This window comes from Ruegeria sp. BB10, assembly GCF_056535725.1.
Genome location: NZ_JBQFIW010000001.1, coordinates 806,175 through 824,446, shown reverse-complemented (window position 1 = coordinate 824,446; position 18,272 = coordinate 806,175). Strand labels below are relative to the sequence as shown.

Sequence of the window (18,272 nt, the reverse complement as noted above, 5' to 3'; positions counted from 1 at the left end):
AGGAATGACAAAACGCGGGTATCACCACGGGAACCTGAAACAGGCTTTGATCGAGGCTGCCCTGTCTCTGATCGAAGAAAAAGGTCCGACCGGCTTTACCCTGTCCGAAGCTGCGAAAACCGCCGGCGTCACCCCCGCTGCGGTTTACCGGCATTTCCACGGGCGCGAAGACCTGATCGCCGAAGCCGCCCGGCAAGGGTTCGAGATGTTCTCGGATCTGATGCAATACGCCTATGACAAGGGCCAGCCCTCGGCGCTCGCCGCGTTCGAGGCGACAGGCCGTGCCTATCTGGCATTTGCCCGCAAACATCCTGGCCACTACATCGCGATGTTCGAAAGCGGGATTTCGATCAATCGAACGCCTGAACTATCCTTGGCCGCAAACCGTGCCAAAGCAGTACTGGAGAAAGCGGCGGCTGATCTGTCGCAACACATTCCACCGGAAAAGCGCCCGCCCGCATCCATGTTCAGCGCCCATATCTGGGCCATGAGCCACGGCGTTGTTGAACTTTACGCCCGCAACACTGGCGCCAGTTCCCCCTTTTCACCCGAAGACTTGCTGGAATCCGGCATCGGCATCTATTTGCGGGGTTTGGGGTTGGTGCCGCAGGACGACTGACAATCAGAACCTGCTCAGCGGCTGTGGTGCGCTGAGGCCAGAGGTGACGTTAATCAACTCCATTTCCCCCATGCCTTTGATATCCACGCGCCCGATATCCGCGACCTGGAACTCATCAATCAAGGCAAATTTCATCTCTTCTGGGGCGACGATATGCATTGGGTTTGCAAAGACTTGCAGGCGCGAAGCAATGTTCACAGCCGGACCGAACACGTCATAGACGTATTTCTGTATCCCAACGACAGAGCCCACCGCAGCCCCCATTCCAAGGCCAATCCGGGCCTGCCATTTATGCGGATGGCTTTCATTGCGCCGCTCCAGATACCGTAGGAAGCGAACGGCGCAATGTGCCACGGCCGTGGCATGATCCGGTGTCGCGTCAGGCATACCAGACACCGCCAGATAGGCGTCACCGATGGTCTTGATCCGCTCGCATCCGAATTGTTCGACGATACGGTCGAACGCGGTGAAAATGTCATTCAACTCGCTTAACGTAACGGTTGGATCGGTCTTTGCGGCAAAATCAGTAAAGCCCACAAAATCCAGCATCACCACCGACACCTGATCATATAGCTGCGGCGTGACGACACCGAAGGTCTTGAACTCTTCGTACACCGCCCGCGGCATAAGGTTTAGCAGCAACCGCTCGACACGCTCTTTCTCACGCTCCAATTCGCGCGTGTTGCGTTCAACCATTGTCGAGTAGCTATCGATCATGCTTTCCAGCTCGCGGATGCGAGTAATGTTCTGGCATTCCACAACCAAAACCTGTTCAGACAAGCCATTCGCAAGCGATACAGCCGTTGCAAAAATCAGCGTTCTGCGTTTTGGCTTGATCTGCAATTCGACTGTATAGCGAAGCCCCGATTGCTTGACGTCCTCCAATTCACGCTGATCCAAAGATGGGAGCAAATCCAGCAGGGTCTGTCCTTCGGTCGGAACCCCAAACCATTCGGCAAACGGCCCATTGTGAAACACAAAACTCAGGTCTGAGGCACGCACAACAGCCACGCCAACTCCGATCGCCCGCAGTAACTGTTCGTTTATCGCTGAAATACTCATGCGGCGTCACGGGTTACAATAATTGCGCGTTTGGATTCAATGGCGTTCAAGGCGATCTTGATGTGACCGTCTTCCATACCGTGCATAGAAAGTGCCTCGGCAAATAGTTCGGCCATCTCATCAAAATCCGCATGAGAGATATTCAGGTGTCGATGAACCGCCTCAATCCTGTCATCGCTAAAAGAAGCAGGACCACCAACCAGAGAAGACACGAACTTGGTCTGGTGATCGATCAGGCGCGGCATGTCGATGTCTTCGAAATGACCACCGATCTGATCGGAGTCCAATGCCATTTCATAGAACGTCATAACGATCCGACTGATCGTTTTGAATCCGCCGTATCTTTCATAGATTGTCTGACCCACACCGCACACCCAAGCTTCAACCACAAAAACACTGAAAGCTTATATCAAACTGACAGTTTTGTTAACGCTTATGCGAGGGTTACCAGATCAATGGTCACAAACGCCCTTTGGGCGGCCTATGTAACAAGTTAGACGTTCAGGTCTTCGGCGCAGGGAATAAAGCCCGCAAACCCACCCTGTGCCAACAACCTGTCCTGCCCGCCAGCGCGCCAATACAGTTTGCGCCGCGCGGCTTGCAGCTCGCGGCGTATACGGAACCCCAATGGCCCCTTGTCCAACCCGCTGTTGGTTTTCTGATCCTGCGACCGCTCGCTAACCTTGACGGGTTCGGCGGTCTGCTCCTGCTGCTTGGACCACATCATCTGTACCCCCACCGCCGGAAAACACTGACACATGCGCCAGTCGGGACGTGGGAGCGAGATAAAGTCGTCCAGATGGTCCGAATACTCCTCAGACCAAGACAGCAGTTTGCGACAAGCCGCTTGCGTCAGAATGTAGGCAGCAGAACTGGGGGCCATTTCCAACATTGGGCGAACTGGAACGTCTGCAATCGACTCAAGCGGCCCAAACCGCATGGAACGTGGCGAATAATCCAGCTTGATCAGATCAAAACCCGCATCATCCGCCAGCAAAGCCGCGATGACGGCCCCGGCCTGAGCCGACATTTCAACGTCATCCTCAAAAATCGCAACCTTGCTCAGGTTCTGATCCACAGCAACCCGCCAAACGGCGCGGTGGCTTTCAAAACAGGCGATTTCGCTTTGTGTCAGCCCCCATCGGGTGCCGGCGCCGGGAACGTAGCAATTGTCATCCAGTGCGCCGGGTTGCTGACCGTCCACTGCGCTGAACCGCTGTGCGCCACGCAATCCTGTGTCGGCGAACTGACCTTCCATGAACTCGGCCCGCTCGGGCACCCGATCCAGGTTAATAAAATAGGCAGCAGCTCCCGATGGCAGTTCGTAATGTCCCACGGCGCATCCTTTCAAACACTGTCGTCAGATACACACCGCTGAGCCGGACAATCAACCCCACCAGGGCATGACCACGCTGACCCTTGCCGTCAACGTGAGGCAGGAAAGGCAGATCGCCCTTCCTGCTGATCCGATCAGAGGCTGATCGTGTTGTGTTCGGGGCCATAGGGGAAGCCGGTGATGTTTTCGGCACCAGAATCCTCGACCACAAGGATGTCATGCTCGCGATACCCGCCTGCGCCTTTCTGGCCTTCGGGGATCCACAGCATCGGTTCAATGGATACGACCATACCGGGCTCCAGCACAGTGTCGATGTCTTCGCGCAGCTCAAGCCCAGCCTCGCGACCGTAATAGTGGCTGAGAATGCCGAAGGAATGACCATAGCCGAACGAGCGGTATTGCAGCAAATCTTCGTCAGCGAAGAACCGGTTGATCTCTTCACAGATTCCAGAGCAGGTCGCGCCGGGTTTGATCAGGCTCAGGCCCAACTCATGCGCAGCGACATTCGCCTTCCAGATGCGCAGGCTTTCGGCGTCGGGTTCACCCAGAAACAAGGTGCGTTCCAGCGCAGTGTAATAGCCCGAGATCATCGGGAACGTATTCAGCGACAGGATATCTCCCTTTTGCAGCGCCCGTTTTGTGACCGGGTTATGCGCCCCATCGGTATTCAGACTGGACTGGAACCAAACCCACGTGTCGCGATATTCTGCATCCGGATAGGCGCGCGCAATCTCAGCCTCCATCGCGTCGCGACCGGCCATGGCGATCTCAATCTCGGTCGCGCCTTCGCGGATCGCGGCGTGGATGGCCGCGCCACCGACATCAGCCGTACGCGCACCACCTTTGATCAGTTCGATCTCTTCAGCCGATTTTACCATGCGCGCGGCCATCGTATCCGGCGCGATATCCACCAGTTCCGGCCCGCCCAACATGTCCAACGCCGTATCGCGCATCGCCAGTGTCATGTGGTCGCCCTCGATACCGATCCGTCCCGCAGGCCCAATCAGGCTGGCCACCGCACGCCAATAGTTGTTCCGTTGCCAATCGGTATAGATCACATTCTCTTCGACCGAGCGCCGCCAAGGCTGGCCAGCGTCGATATTCGCCGAAACCGTGGTGCAGCTTTCTTGGGTGACAACGCAGCCATACGGGCGCCCAAACGCGCAATACAAAAAGCCCGAGTAATAGGCGATGTTGTGCATCGACGTCAGCAGCACCGCCGGGATATCACGTGCCGCCATCGTCGCACGCAGGCTGGCCAGACGTCGGTCATATTCTGCCTTGCTAAACGGGAGCGGCGCCTTGTCACCATTGTGGCTGGTGAAGAACTCGGGGCGATTGTTCAGGTCTTTCATCATCTCTCTCCTCAATGCCGGACAGGCAAAGCCCGGCCACAAGTCCCGGCGTTCAGGACAAGCGGCCTCGGGAACCGAGAGCCATGCACCCCGCGCTGCGTCACGACGCCATCGTGACCGAGGTGCATGGTGAAATCGCTAAATCAGCTTTCGAGTCGCGTCAAGCCGGGCTGAGACCCCGCAAGCGTTCAGACCGACGCCGCAGCAGCTCGACCGTGGTCAGCAGCGCAATCGAGATCACAACAAGAATGGTCGCAACCGCCAGAATGGTCGGGCTGATCTGCTCGCGCAGGCCAGTGAACATCTGCCAGGGCAACGTTTTTTGACTGGCCGAACCGACGAACAGAACCACAACAACCTCATCAAACGACGTGATAAAGGCGAACAAGCCACCCGAGATTACGCCCGGCAAGATCAGCGGCATCTGGATTTTGAAGAAGGTCCGTACTGGCCCTGCCCCCATATTCGCCGCGGCCCGTGTCAGGGATCGGTCAAACCCGACCAACGTCGCCGTCACCGTAATGATAACGAACGGAATACCCAGAACCGCATGAGCCAGAACAACTTTGATGTATCCGACAAAGTTCTTGTCCATGCCCAATGTTCCCTCCATGAAACGACCGATGTCGCTGTAGAAAAAGAACATACCCGTGGCCGAAATGATCAGCGGCACAATCATGGGCGAGATCAGGATACCCATGATCGCCCGACGACCGGGCACGTGCGACTGGCTGAGACCAATGGCAGCCAGCGTCCCCAGTGAAACCGATATGACGGTCGCGATTGGCGCGATAATCAGCGAGTTTTTGAAACTGCGCTGCCATTCATTGTTGGTGAAGAAATCACGGTAATGCTTGAGCGAGTAGCCTTCGGGGTCCAAACGCAGCATCTCAGGCGTGAAGGTAAAGAAGTCCTGTGCGTTGAACGATAGCGGCAAAACCACAAGGATGGGCGTGATCAGGAACACGAAGATCGCGCCGCAGATAACCCGAAACAGGTAATGTCCAAACACCTGCTGGCCCGTCAAATAGGGCAGCAGCCTTTGCCGATAGCGCCCCTCGTACAGCCAGAAGATGAAGAAGGCAAAGAACCAACCGGCCAGCAAGCCGACGATCAACCCCGTGAATCCGGCGAACAGAAAACCGATCACCCCCATCCCAAGAATGGTGATCCAGCGTGCGACACGTTCATTGTCCAGAACCGTGATATAGACCCAGGCCAGCGCCGCCATCAGCGCGGCACCTATCAGGATGCCCAGCAGGGCACTGCCCTGCCCGGCCCCGACGAACATGCCGAGGAAACCTCCGGCGGCGGCGACTGTGGGCAGAACCATCGACAACGGCTTGCGGGATATTGGTGTAAGTGCTGCCATGATATTTATCCCAATTTCACGTTATCGATGCCCACGATCTTGTCGTAGCACCAGTACAGAAGCATGACGACCGCCAGCAGGATCGTCCCCAACGCCGCAGCCAGTCCCCAGTTCAGCGAGGACGAGATGTGATACGCAATCCGGTTCGAGATGAAGACACCCTTGGTGCCACCCACGATCTCGGGCGTGATGTAGTAGCCAATGGCCAGAATGAACACGAGGATCGAACCGGCCCCAATTCCCGGAATGGATTGCGGGAAGTAAATTCGCCAGAAGGTGGTCCAGTTGGTGGCCCCCATCGACTTGGCCGCACGGGTATAAGACGGCGGGATCGTCTGCATCACCGAATACATCGGCAGAATCATGAACGGCAGCAGGATATGCGTCATCGCGACGATCGTGCCGATCTGGTTATTGATGATCACAAGTCGCGCATCATCTGCGACCAACCCAAGCCAAACCAGAGTTTCGTTAATGACACCTTGTTGTTGCAGCATCACTTTCCAAGCCGAAGTTCGCACCAGAAGCGATGTCCAGAAGGGCAACAGCACCAGGATCATTAGCATGTTCGAAACACGCATCGGCAAATTCGCCAACAGGTAGGAAACCGGATAGGCCAGCAGGATACAGGACCCAGTAATGATCAGGGACATGAACAGCGTACGGCCAAACAGCTTTACAAGTATCTGCTTGTCTTCCGGCTGCGCAGCAACGCCGTCGGGCGTCAGCCTTAAATCGACGGCGGCAAGAAAATAACCGGGGGTCACGTTTCGGGAATGGGTCTTGATCACACGCCAGTTTTCGACGTCCCCCCATCCTTTGTCCGCGTCAATAAGCTTTTCTTTGAACGGCGCATCCGCTTCAGGGTCCCATTTCCGGATTTTTCGACCGGATTTACGGAACAGGGACGAGATGCCCGGTTCTTCATAGTTCAACCGTGATCCCAACCGGGTGTGTTTCTTTTCAGCAACCGCAACGATCATATCATTGACAAAGGCGTCATAGACGGCCTCGTCCGGCAGTTCGCCGCTTTTTTCATCCCAATTTTCTAACGCCACGACCGTCAGAGGCAGCGTTTTTTCCACGATACCGTTTTCCACCGAACGGAATAGCATCGACGCAATCGGAATTATGAACGAGAACAGAACGAACAGAAGAAGGGGCGCAATCAATAACAGAGCGCGCAGCTTTTGCCGTCTTAGTGAACGTGCCAGAGATTGCTTGAGCGGCGTTCCGTCCGCGGCCAGCATCGGTCCTGCGTTTTGGCTTGCGTCAGTCATCAGTGCCCCTTGGTTTTATGGGTCAAGGGGCAGCGTGCCGCCCCCTGACTGGTTTTTTGAACTTGAAAGGTTACTGCGACAGCCAGGCCTGGAAACGTGCATCCAGATCATCGCGGTAGTCAGCCCACCATTCGTAGTTGTTCACAAAGGTGTTCTTCGCGTTACGCGGATCGGTCGGCATGTGCGGTGCCATGTCGATACCCAGATCGGCATGCTTATCGACCAGAGGCGCCGAGGATTTACGTGCCGGACCATACGAGATGTATTTTGCCTGATCCGCCAGACGCTGTGTATCGGACGAGAACCGGATGTAATCCAAGGCCCGTGCCTCACGCTCAGGGCTCAGACCAGCCGGGATCGCCCAGCCGTCCAGATCAAACATCTGCCAGTCCCAAGCCATGCCAACAGGCTGATTCTGCTCGACAATCATCGAGAACAGACGGCCATTATAGGTGGACCCCATAAAGATCTCGCCATCAGCCAAAAGCTGAACCGGCTCGGCGGCGGCCGACCACCAGATCGTCTGATCCTTGATCGTGTCCAGCTTGGCCAACGCACGTTCAACACCCTCTTCAGTTTCAAGCGTGTCGTATACGTCTTCGTAAGCTACGCCATCACAAAGCAGGGCCCATTCCATATTGGCGATTGGGCGTTTGTTGAGTGCGCGTTTGCCTGGATACTTCTCAAGGTCGAATACATCGCACGCTCCGGTCGGAGGCTCTACACCTTCCGGCACCATATCGGTGCGATAGCCGAAGGTTGTCGAGTATACGATCGTCGGAATATAGCAAGGTGAGACAAGTTGATCACCAAAGTCCTCAGACGCAGGTGTCCCATCGGGCGCAGGGGCCAGATGCACGTCTGGGTCGATTTCAATAATCAGGCCTTCGTCGCAGGCACGAATATTGTCAGCGGCTTCAAGATCGACAACGTCCCACGTGACGTTGCCCGCTTCGTTCATAGCGCGCAGCTTGGCAACACCTTCGGGCGAGCTGTCATCATTCAGAATGGTGACACCAGTCTTTTCCGAATAGGGCTCGTGATACGCTTTCAACTGCGATTTGGAATACGCGCCGCCCCACGAGACGATTGTCATCTCTTCGGCCATAGCGCCACCAGCAATTGCGGCAACCGCACTCGCCAATAGAGTGGTTTTGGTAACTTTCATTGTTAACTCCCTGTTATTCCCGTTAATTTTAGCTTTTCAGATCAGGTCACGGGGTGCCTGATCATCTGATATCCCGCGCGTCCGGGCAGAGCGCGCGGGTATTTCCTTGCTCAGGCGTCAAGCGCCCGGCAATCATGGGCCAGCCAGCCGATTTCAACCTCTTGGCCCGGTTGCAGTTTTACCGCATCCGGGGCGTTTCGGGTTTTGATGATGAAATCGTCGTTCCCCGCAACAGACAGGCGGAAGCGGAACACGTCACCCATATAGATGAATTCTTTGACCGTTGCCTTCAGCGTATGCGCATCGGCGTGCAGACGATCTTTGTTGAACTCGACCCGTTCGGGGCGGATGGAAACCTTGGTCCGATCTCCCGGGTTGTGGACGTTTACCGGTTTGGCGTCAATCTCAGACCCATCGTCCAAAGCCACCACGCATGAATCGCCGTCGATGGATTTAACAACGCCTTCCAACGTATTGTTTTCGCCAATAAACTGCGCAACGAAGCTATTTTCGGGTTCTTCGTACAGAAGATCGGGTGGGGCCAATTGCTGAATGCGCCCATCGTCGAACACTGCGACACGGTCCGACATCGTCAACGCTTCGGTCTGGTCGTGTGTTACATAGACCGTGGTGATTCCAAGCTCATGCGCCAGTCGGGTGATTTCAAACTGCATATGTTCGCGCAGCTGTTTGTCCAGCGCGCCCAGCGGTTCGTCCATCAGCACCAGTTCGGGTTCGAAGACCAGCGCCCGCGCCAAGGCGATACGCTGTTGCTGACCACCCGAAAGCTGCGCCGGGCGGCGGCTGCCAAAGGCCCCCATCTGAACCATATCCAGCGCGCGCTTGACCTTTTCCTCGCGCTGATCCTTGCCCATTTTCCGCACTTCCAAAGGAAAGGACAGGTTTTCGGCCACGGTCATGTGCGGAAACAGGGCATAGTTCTGGAACACCATCCCGATGCCACGTTTATGCGGGGGAATATTGTTGATCGGTTTCCCGTCCAACATGATCTCGCCATGTGTGGCGGTTTCAAACCCTGCCAACATCATCAGGCAAGTTGTCTTGCCAGACCCTGACGGGCCCAACATTGTCAGAAACTCACCTTTTGGTAACGAGAGGTTTAGATCTTTTACAACGAGTATTTCACCATCATAAGACTTCTGGACACGTTGAAACTCGACGAACGCAGCGTCATTGGACATATACCGACTTGGCTCCCTGTGCGGTCTGTTGGTTGCCCGGTTTATCCGGATCTCAAAGACCATTGGGGACATTTAAGGACATGCAGGGCGCGCCGTGCAACCAAAAATATATTTGAAGCACTACAATTTTGGATACGGTCACCCCTTCAATGATGCGAATTCAGTTCCCGCATGTGCCACGCAAGGCTTTGATTGCTGGACAAAACCGGCTTTCCTAGCCGCTCCTGAATCTCACGGATCGCATCAAAAGTTCTTAGATTTGTGCAGCTTAGAAAAATAGCTTCAACCGAAGAATCAGCACCAAGCTTGAGCGCTGCATCAACCACAGAGCGCCGCGAAATGCGCACAACTTTCGATTCTTCAGCCTCTCCGAACGAGCCGAAAACATCCATTGAAACCCCGTTTTCGGCGAATGCCCGACGTAATGGTTCGTTCACATCTTGTATATATGGCGACAGCAGCGCGAATTTTGAGACTCCCAAATGCGCCGCGCAGGCAGATGCGGCACGCAAAGGGTTGGTGACCACGGCAGTATTGCAGGTCTCTTGCACCATACGCTCGACCTGTTCGGATCCGATGACGGAACTGGCGGATGTGCATCCATATCCAACCACCTTGTAGGGGCGAATTTTCGGCAGCAAATCCGCCGCTGCGGGCAAAGCCTTTTCCATTTGCGCCAAGGTATCGGTCGTAACTTCAGTTCCGCTTGGAATACGCGAGACATAGATCGGATAGGTTCGATCGGCGAAATAGGCATTGAACTCTGGCTCAATGGTCTCATCCGTTTGCAAAACGATCAGGCCCATTGGTGAGGCAGCTGGATCATCCGCATCCAACGTATAGGGAAGATAGCTCATATCTGGGGCAACTCCGGACCGACTCTTGGGCTGATAAAGCGCGGTGCGTCTTGCGTGATGACGATATTTTCTTCGTGGACCAGTATTTTATCGCCCACGGCGATGCCTGGCTCTAATGTCAGGACCATCCCGGGTTCCAATACCGTGTGATCCGATGGGATCAGAGAAGGCCATTCCGTCAACGACATGCCAAGGCCATGTCCCAACCTCCCTGCACCGGTGTCTTCGCTGTTTCGGGACAAGATCGCGTTCATTGCTTGGAACAGATCAGCTGCAGTTGCGCCTGGGCGTGCCGCTTCAAACCCCGCATCTGATGCTTCGATCAACGTGGCATAAGCGTCGCGCACTTGCGCCGACGTCTGCCCGACCGACCAATTGCGGTCGTAATCGCAAAAATACCCGTCCCACACCAAGCCTGTGTCCAACATTAAAACATCCCCCGACACCAATGCGGTTGGACGGGCTGGAGAGATCACGTCGGCATACCCGCCCTGCTCGGCCCCGCCAGCCAGATACGGCACCCAATCCGCGCCTTCCTCAAGGCACAGCATCTGAAAACGGCGGAACACCTCGTCCAAAGCAACATCTTCTCCGGCGATCTCGGGCACGCGTTGAAAGGCCCTGCCCCCGATTGCGCAGGCGGTTTCGATCTTGGCGATCTCTGCCTCGGATTTCACCATTCGCAACGCACGGAGAATACCTCCGTCGCTGACCAGACGACGGGAACCCAACCTTTCCTGCAACCTGTTAAGATCGGTCAAAGGCATGCGAACATGGGTTTCGTGACCGTCCGGCAGACCGATTACCGCATCTGCAGGGCAGATTTCGAACAAAGCGTCGGCCAGCAGGCTAACACCATCGTCGGTCAAGTCCGGCGCGCTCCAGGTGCGAATGTCTTCGATCCAGGTTGTCGCCATCAATGCCACCCCGATCGATGGGATGACGGCGATCGGTTTGCCAGTTGCAGGCACGATCAGGTACCACGGGCGCGTCGGGCTTTCCCAAAACCGGGTCAGATACCCTGTAAAATAGCGAACCTCGGGTTCTGTGGTCAGCAACAGCGCCGACAGCCCCTCTTGCGCCATCCGATGTTGCGCACGCTCGGTCCGCGACTGGAATTCGGACGCTTCAAAGCCCCTCATTCGGCAATCTCTGAGATAATGCACAGAACACGAGCATTTGGTTCGATGCCCAGACCCGCCCGCGCATCCGCATTCATCACGGCGGCAACCCCCGCCCCGCCCGAAGCCGTTGTAGCGATGCCAGCATCGGCCATTGCGGGAAGATGTTCAGTCACCTGCTCATCGGTCAGGGTCAGGAAACTGTCGGCATCCCTGGCCAATCCGTTCAAGGCAATCAGAGACGGTTCCTTGCAATCGAGACGCCCCATGACGCTGTCCGGACCATCGGCGAACACGCAGGCGCCAGCCTCAATACTGGCTTGCAAGGCCGGAGCTGCATCGGGTTCGACAACGATGATCTGAGGTTCTTGCCCCCAAGCCGTCCTCATATAGGCTGCGGCCGCTCCGGCCAAACCACCAACACCGGCCTGCAACATGATATGTGTCGGCACTTGCGGGCATTGGCGCACAGCTTCGGCGGCCATCTGCAGGTACCCCTCCATCAGAGTATGCGGCAGTTCGTAATACCCCTCCCACGAACTGTCCGACAGCAATATCCATCCGTTATCCTGCGCTGCTTTACTTGCGGCCTCCATGCTGGCGGCATAGTCCACGCCCTCGCGCACAACATCAGCACCCTGCGCGCGCAGGCGTTCGGCAAAGCTTTCGGGTACGGTGTCTGCGATATAGACGACAGAATTGGCCCCGAAACGGCTCGCACCGGACGCGACGCTTAGGCCGTGATTGCCTGCGCTGGCGGTGACATAGGTCCGACCCGCCAGTGTCGAGGCGTCCGGGTTTTCCGCGATATCCGCCGCGTGGCGCGCGATGACATAAGCCGCACCCAAGGCTTTGAACGACCCCAGATCCATCCGACCACGTTCATCCTTTGCCCACAGGTGTGCGACATCGGCCAACCCCTTCACTTCGGTCAGAGGCGTTTCTTTGTCCGACAGGCAGCGTGCGATCAATTCTGACGCGCGCGCGACATTGGTCGAAGGGTACGGCGCGGCCTCGATCAGTTTTTGGCCGCCGCGATGAGGGTTGGATGTGATTTTCAATTGAGCGTCTTTCCTGAGTTGCCCATTGACGTGATCGGATTCGTCAAGTTCTGTCAACAAAACTCGGTCACCACAGGAGCGTCCCATGGCCCATGCCAATCCGGCATTCAGCCCATCTGAGTATGATCGTCGGCTGGCAAAGACGCGTGCTGCCATGGCAGCAGCTGGTCTGGATGGGCTGTTCATTGAAGACCCGTCTAATATGACATGGCTGACGGGATATGAGGGTTGGTCATTCTACGTGCATCAGGGCGTATTGGTTCTGCATGACGGTGACCCGATTTGGTGGGGCCGCAATCAGGACGCCAACGGCGCGCGGCGCACGGTCTGGATGAAAGACGATCAGATTCGCGGATACGCGGATCACTATGTGCAATCGACCGTCCGCCACCCGATGCAGGACCTTGCGGCTTTGATCCGGGACAGTGGACTGGCAGCGGGTCGGATCGGTGTCGAATTGGACAACTACTATTACTCGGCCAAGGCGCATCTGACCTTGATGGCCGAACTGCCGCAGGCCGAACTGGCCGACGCGAATGGGCTGGTGAATTGGCAACGTGCGGTGAAATCGGATGAAGAAATTGCCCTGATGCGCAAGGCCGCGCGGATCTCGGAACATGTTATCGACGGTGTGCTTGACCGGATCGAGCCCGGCCTACGTAAGAACGAACTGGTCGCGCAGATTTACCACGATGCGATCCTGGGTGTGGGCGAGGATTGGGGGGACTATGCCGCCATCGTGCCGCTGTTGCCTTCCGGCTCGGATGCTGCCGCCCCGCATCTGACATGGGATGGTGCGCCGTTCAAATCCGGCGAATGCACATTCTTTGAACTCTCTGGCTGTTACCGCCGCTACCACACGCCTTTCTGCCGCTCAGTTTTTCTGGGTCAACCACCCGACTATCTGTTGCGAGCCGAAGCGGCGTTGGTCGAAGGGCTAGAGGCCGGGCTGGACGCTGCCCGCGCGGGCAATCAGGCGCGGGATATTGCACTGGCTCTGGCTGCCCCATTGGAACGCGCCGGGATCGAACGCGGTGCGCGGTGCGGCTATCCGATTGGCCTCAGCTATCCGCCGGATTGGGGCGAGCGCACAATCTCTTTGCGCCCCGAGGATGAGACCGTTCTGGAACCCGGCATGACCTTCCACTTCATGCCCGGTCTTTGGATGGGCGACTGGGGGCTTGAGATCACAGAGTCGATCCTGATCACCGGAACCGGAGCCGCGGAGTGCTTTTGCAACCGGCCCCGAAAACTGTTCGTAAAGCCATGACCCTGCTAAGAACCAAGGAAATCCTTGCGGACCTGATCGCCTTCGAAACGGTATCCGCTGACAGCAACCTTGAGATCATCCGCTATTTAACCGAACGCCTTGAAGCTTTGGGCGCGCGCTGTATCGAAACGCGGGATGCAACGGGCAAAAAGGCCAATGTCTTTGCCACGCTCGGGCCGGAAATGGCGGGTGGCATTTTGCTGTCAGGCCATACGGATGTGGTTCCGGTGGCCGATCAGGACTGGACAACGAACCCGTTTGAGATGACCGAAAGGGACGGCAAACTCTACGGTCGCGGCACCTGTGACATGAAAGGGTTTATCGCCGCCGCATTGGCCTTTGCCGAGACCTTGGACGTAAGCAAACTGACCCAACCGCTGCATTTCGCCTTTACCTATGACGAAGAAACCGGCTGTCTGGGCGCGCAGAACCTTGTCAGTGACCTATCCGAACGCGGCATCGTACCGGACATCGCCATCATCGGCGAACCAACCGAGATGCGCGTGATCGAAGGGCACAAGGGCTGCTTCGAATACACCACCAGTTTCGTTGGGCTTGAAGGGCATAGTTCGGCCCCTGATGACGGCGTCAATGCGGCTGAATACGCGGCGCGCTATATCGGCAAACTACTGGAGCTGCGTCATATCTTGAAATCGCGCACGCCAAAGGGCAGCCCGTTTGAACCGCCCTGGACCACGGTCAATGTCGGGCGCATCTCGGGCGGTGTTGCCCATAATGTCATCGCCAGCAAAGCCGAGGTCGCGTGGGAAATGCGCCCCGTTCAATCCAGCGACGCCGAACTGGTCAGAAGCACCCTATCAGATTACGTCAAGCACAGCTTGTTGCCCGAAATGCAGGCCGTCCACCCCGACGCGAGCATCACGCAAGAAGCCGTGGCCGAGGTCGAAGGGCTTGAACCCATGGACGAAAACGCCGCGCGCGAATTGGTGGCCGAACTGACCGGCGCCAATGGCACTGGCGTCGTCGCCTTCGCCACCGAGGCCGGCCTGTTCCAACAACTGGGCGTACATGCCATTGTCTGCGGGCCGGGCTCGATCACCCAAGCGCACAAGGCGGACGAGTATGTCGAGATCGAGCAGCTTGATCTGTGCTGCCGAATGCTGAATCGCCTGGGCCGCCGCCTGATCGCTTAACCAGCTCCGTGTGTGCGGTTATAGGCCGAGCGCGCGGGTTGCACATGCGCGGCGCGCGCATCCTCGCCCGGATCATAGACCTCCATCACCAGCGGATAGCAGGCGGCAGCGTCCGACGAATGCTCCGACGAACAATCCCCTCCGGGACAGGCCGAAAGACCGACGATCAAGTCGATCTCGGCGTAGAACTCAAGATAGTCGCCGGGGCGCACCGGGCTTGCTTTCATGAAATACTGCCCGGTGTCTCGGGTGAACCCGGTACACATGAACACGTTCAGGACGTCATGCACCAGCATCTCGGCCTCGTGCAGCGGCAGGTTGCAATGGCTGGCCAGCGCACGGGTCAGGTTGGAATGGCAGCAATAATGGTAATCGTCGCCGGACAACAACCGCCCCGTATAGGGATCGCAGCGCGTGCCGATTACGTCATGAACCGAGCCGCCGAACGCGTCGAACCCGTACCAATCCAGAGTATCATCGACGACAGTCGCCATAGGGCGCATGTTGGGAAAGCTCGACCACATGCGATCCCCGGTCGACAGATGGGTGCCGTGCAGAGCGCGGGTTTTGCCGGAATAGAACCGTTCGGACAGGTCGTGCTTGTTCCACATGTTCAGGTCGCCGACCTGCGGACCATCAACAGACAAGACCCGAACAAACGCCCCGGCGGGCACGTCGATACAGGTCGCATCACGTGGGGCTGCGATAGCCTCGGCCGTTTTGCTGGCCCCTTGCCGCAGTTTGGCCAACGCGGTCAGGTCCGGTTGTGTCAACGTCTCGGGCGGGTAGCAAATGACCGGTTGGATGGCCTTGCGGTCATCTGCATCCGTTGGTGCCGCGAAGTTCGGGTTTACCAGTTTCATCAACGCTCTCCCCATGCTTTTGCACAGGCTTAGCGCATAATGAACGGGTTCGCCATCGGCTCTTGCGCGGTGTTGATCCAGGTTGTTTTGGTTCTGGTGTAATCCAATATTGCCTCAACCCCGGCCTCGCGCCCATAGCCCGATTGGTTGAACCCGCCAAAAGGCGCAATCGGTGAGATCGCTCGGTATGTATTCACCCAGCAAATCCCCGCCCTGATCCGTTTCGACACCCGATGCGCCCGCGCGAGATTCTGCGTGAACACGCCTGACCCCAGCCCATAAGCTGTGCTGTTCGCCAGCGCGATCGCTTCATCCTCGGTATCAAACGGCAACAGAGACATCACTGGCCCGAACATTTCGACCTTTAGCGTTTCTGTATCAGCCGAGGCGCACTGAACCAGTGTTGGCTTCATGTAGTTCCCCGGTCGATCCGCGATCTCGCCCCCAAAGCGGACCGTCGCGCCCTGCCCGCGCGCTTTGGCCAGCGTTTCCTCGATCCGTCGCACCTGTGTTGCGGTGCAGAGCGGCCCCACATGCGTTTCCGCCTGCAGCGGGTCGCCCAGCCGGATGCCGCTGGCCTTTTGCTCAATCCGTTTGATCAGCGGTTCCAGAATGGATCGATGCACCAAACCTCGTGTTCCTGCTACGCAACTCTGCCCCGAGGCGCCAAAGTTTCCGGCGATCAGACCATTGGCCGCGCCATCCAGATCGGCATCTTCAAACACCAGAATAGGGGATTTGCCCCCCAGTTCCAACGAGGTGACAGCAAAGTTCTCGGCCGAGTTGCGCACCACATGCCGCGCAGTCTCTGGCCCACCCGTAAAGGCAATACGGTCAATATCCGGGTGGCGGGTCAGCGGAATGGCGCAGTTTTCAGCGTCACCCGTGATGACCGAGACGACACCGGGTGGAAACCCGGCCTGTTCAATCAACCGCGCAAACTCCAGCATCGGCGCAGGCGCAATTTCTGAAGCCTTCAAAACGACCGAGCACCCCGCCGCCAGTGCCGGACCCAATTTGGTCGCCGTCAGGAACATCTGCGCGTTCCATGGCACGATGGCAGCAACAACTCCGATAGGTTCGCGGGTCGTAAAGACGTGCATGTCGGGCTTGTCAATAGGCAGAACCGTTCCTTCGACCTTATCCGCCAGACCCGCGAAATAGCGGTAGTAGTCCGCTACATAACCCGTTTGTGCCGAAGTTTCCGCCAGCAGCTTGCCGCTATCGGTCGTCTCCAGTTCACCCAACTTAGTCGCATGTTCGGCCACCAGATCGGCCAGCCGGTACAACAGCTTGCCTCGCGCAGTCTGCGTCATATCCCGCCACGCCGGATCGTCCAAAACGCGTTTGGCAGCCGCAACTGCGCGATCGACATCCGCGGCCGAGGCACAAGCGAACGTGGCCCATCCCTGCCCCGTCGCTGGGTTTTCTGATGTCATGACCTGTGCGTTTGACCCTTCGGACCATTTGCCATCAATGAACAGTTGAAAATGCGGAAGATTTCCCATGGTGGTCCTCACTGAAAAGCTGGCATAACGTCGTCGATGAACCGCGCCAGAGAGGCGCGTTTACGTTCGTTGGTCATGCCGCTGTCGACCCAGAACGAAAACTCATCATATCCCAGATCCTCGTACCGTTTGATCCGGTCAATCACCTGCTGCGTGGTTCCTACGGTCAGATCGCGGCCCAGCTTTTCGGTGGTATACATCGGGTTGGCGTCCATTTCGGCCTGCGTGATCGGTTCGATCAAGCCCTGCTGGATTGGTCGTTTATTCAGGAACCACGCACCGAAATAGTTATAGTAGCGCCGCAAATCCTGAATGCCCTGCGCCACGTCATCGTCATCCTTGCCGACATAAGTGTGATGCAGCAACATAATCTTGGGTCGCGGTCCTGCATAGCTATCGCAGGCATCGTTGAACCGACCCATCAGTGTTTCGATCTCCTCCATCCCCTGCCACAGCGGCGTGACCTGAATGTTGAATCCGTTATGGACGCCAAATTCGTGGCTGTTTGGGTCTCGAGCGGCGATCCATATAGGCGGGCCACCATCCTGCAACGGTTTCGGGGCCGAAGTCGTGGCCGGGAAGGTGTAGAACTCACCATCATGCGCGCAGTCCCCTCGCCAAATTTGCGGCAATAGTGGCGTAGACTCTCGCATCCTTTGACCGGCTTCCCAAGCGTCCATCTCGGGCATCAGACGCTCGTATTCAAAGGAATAGGCCCCGCGTGCAATGCCCAATTCGATCCGGCCCTTGGTGATCTGATCTGCCGCTGCGGCCTCACCGGCCAGCTTGATCGGATGCCAAAATGGCGCGACCACCGTACCCGTGCCAAGGCGCACATTCTTTGTATGATGCGCTAGATCGACCAGAGACAGGAACGGATTCGGCGCAATGGTGAATTCCATGCCATGATGCTCGCCCGTCCAAACCGCGCGCATGCCGCCCTCATCGGCCATTTTCACCAGACTAACGAACTCGTCATACAGAACGTCATGCGGCTGATCCGGCGTCAGGCGTTCCATATGGGCAAACAGCGAAAACTCCATC

General features: G+C 57.1%; 17 protein-coding genes. 3 read left to right on the top strand and 14 right to left on the bottom strand.

Going from position 1 to position 18,272, the window contains the following annotated elements:
* Positions 1 to 4: 4 nt before the first annotated feature.
* Positions 5 to 619 (top strand): TetR/AcrR family transcriptional regulator, encoded by a 615-nt coding sequence (locus ACR3EP_RS04105; RefSeq protein ID WP_170348518.1) that lies wholly within the window; start codon positions 5 to 7, stop codon positions 617 to 619.
* 3 nt (positions 620 to 622) lie between these two features.
* On the opposite strand, the gene ACR3EP_RS04100 is transcribed toward ACR3EP_RS04105, so the two are convergent.
* From ACR3EP_RS04100 to ACR3EP_RS04050, 11 genes are all read right to left on the bottom strand, one after another.
* Positions 623 to 1,681, bottom strand: a complete 1,059-nt coding sequence (locus ACR3EP_RS04100) for an adenylate/guanylate cyclase domain-containing protein (protein ID WP_170348517.1) — start codon at positions 1,679 to 1,681, stop codon at positions 623 to 625.
* Positions 1,678 to 2,046: a group I truncated hemoglobin gene (locus ACR3EP_RS04095; protein ID WP_480636460.1), complete on the bottom strand. Its 369-nt coding sequence runs from the start codon at positions 2,044 to 2,046 to the stop codon at positions 1,678 to 1,680. Before ACR3EP_RS04095 ends, ACR3EP_RS04100 begins: the two co-directional genes overlap by 4 nt.
* A gap of 128 nt (positions 2,047 to 2,174) precedes the next feature.
* Entirely contained in the window at positions 2,175 to 3,017 is an 843-nt protein-coding gene (locus ACR3EP_RS04090) for a glycosyltransferase family 25 protein (protein WP_480636458.1), read from the bottom strand.
* A 134-nt stretch (positions 3,018 to 3,151) separates the two neighbouring features.
* A complete protein-coding gene (locus ACR3EP_RS04085) occupies positions 3,152 to 4,372 on the bottom strand; it encodes an aminopeptidase P family protein (protein WP_480636456.1) in 1,221 nt (406 codons plus the stop codon).
* 160 nt (positions 4,373 to 4,532) lie between these two features.
* Positions 4,533 to 5,744, bottom strand: a complete 1,212-nt coding sequence (locus ACR3EP_RS04080) for an ABC transporter permease (RefSeq protein ID WP_170348513.1) — start codon at positions 5,742 to 5,744, stop codon at positions 4,533 to 4,535.
* Between the two features lie 5 nt (positions 5,745 to 5,749).
* Positions 5,750 to 7,024, bottom strand: a complete 1,275-nt coding sequence (locus tag ACR3EP_RS04075) for an ABC transporter permease (protein ID WP_170375062.1) — start codon at positions 7,022 to 7,024, stop codon at positions 5,750 to 5,752.
* Positions 7,025 to 7,094: 70 nt separating this feature from the next.
* Positions 7,095 to 8,192: an ABC transporter substrate-binding protein gene (locus ACR3EP_RS04070; RefSeq protein ID WP_170348511.1), complete on the bottom strand. Its 1,098-nt coding sequence runs from the start codon at positions 8,190 to 8,192 to the stop codon at positions 7,095 to 7,097.
* 110 nt (positions 8,193 to 8,302) lie between these two features.
* Entirely contained in the window at positions 8,303 to 9,394 is a 1,092-nt protein-coding gene (locus ACR3EP_RS04065) for an ABC transporter ATP-binding protein (RefSeq protein ID WP_170348510.1), read from the bottom strand.
* A 146-nt stretch (positions 9,395 to 9,540) separates the two neighbouring features.
* Positions 9,541 to 10,251 carry a maleate cis-trans isomerase family protein gene (locus ACR3EP_RS04060; protein ID WP_170513693.1) on the bottom strand — a complete coding sequence of 237 codons (711 nt, stop codon included), beginning with the start codon at positions 10,249 to 10,251 and terminating at the stop codon, positions 9,541 to 9,543.
* Positions 10,248 to 11,393 (bottom strand): M24 family metallopeptidase, encoded by a 1,146-nt coding sequence (locus ACR3EP_RS04055; protein WP_480636454.1) that lies wholly within the window; start codon positions 11,391 to 11,393, stop codon positions 10,248 to 10,250. Before ACR3EP_RS04055 ends, ACR3EP_RS04060 begins: the two co-directional genes overlap by 4 nt.
* Positions 11,390 to 12,433: a pyridoxal-phosphate dependent enzyme gene (locus tag ACR3EP_RS04050; RefSeq protein WP_170358175.1), complete on the bottom strand. Its 1,044-nt coding sequence runs from the start codon at positions 12,431 to 12,433 to the stop codon at positions 11,390 to 11,392. Before ACR3EP_RS04050 ends, ACR3EP_RS04055 begins: the two co-directional genes overlap by 4 nt.
* 85 nt (positions 12,434 to 12,518) lie before the next feature.
* Between ACR3EP_RS04050 and ACR3EP_RS04045 the strand changes: the two genes are divergently transcribed.
* Positions 12,519 to 13,703 carry a M24 family metallopeptidase gene (locus ACR3EP_RS04045; protein ID WP_480636452.1) on the top strand — a complete coding sequence of 395 codons (1,185 nt, stop codon included), beginning with the start codon at positions 12,519 to 12,521 and terminating at the stop codon, positions 13,701 to 13,703.
* Positions 13,700 to 14,857, top strand: a complete 1,158-nt coding sequence (gene argE, locus ACR3EP_RS04040; RefSeq protein ID WP_480638994.1) for an acetylornithine deacetylase — start codon at positions 13,700 to 13,702, stop codon at positions 14,855 to 14,857. The genes ACR3EP_RS04045 and argE overlap by 4 nt, the downstream gene beginning before the upstream one ends.
* Here argE and ACR3EP_RS04035 read toward each other — a convergent pair.
* From ACR3EP_RS04035 to ACR3EP_RS04025, 3 genes are read right to left on the bottom strand one after another with little or no spacing between them, the layout of a single operon-like run.
* Positions 14,854 to 15,720, bottom strand: a complete 867-nt coding sequence (locus tag ACR3EP_RS04035) for an urea carboxylase-associated family protein (protein WP_170577516.1) — start codon at positions 15,718 to 15,720, stop codon at positions 14,854 to 14,856. The two genes, argE and ACR3EP_RS04035, sit on opposite strands and share 4 nt — an antisense overlap.
* A 29-nt stretch (positions 15,721 to 15,749) precedes the next feature.
* Positions 15,750 to 17,228 carry an aldehyde dehydrogenase gene (locus ACR3EP_RS04030; RefSeq protein ID WP_480636450.1) on the bottom strand — a complete coding sequence of 493 codons (1,479 nt, stop codon included), beginning with the start codon at positions 17,226 to 17,228 and terminating at the stop codon, positions 15,750 to 15,752.
* Between the two features lie 8 nt (positions 17,229 to 17,236).
* Positions 17,237 to 18,271: an LLM class flavin-dependent oxidoreductase gene (locus ACR3EP_RS04025; protein WP_170358165.1), complete on the bottom strand. Its 1,035-nt coding sequence runs from the start codon at positions 18,269 to 18,271 to the stop codon at positions 17,237 to 17,239.
* Between the last annotated feature and the right edge of the window lies 1 nt (position 18,272).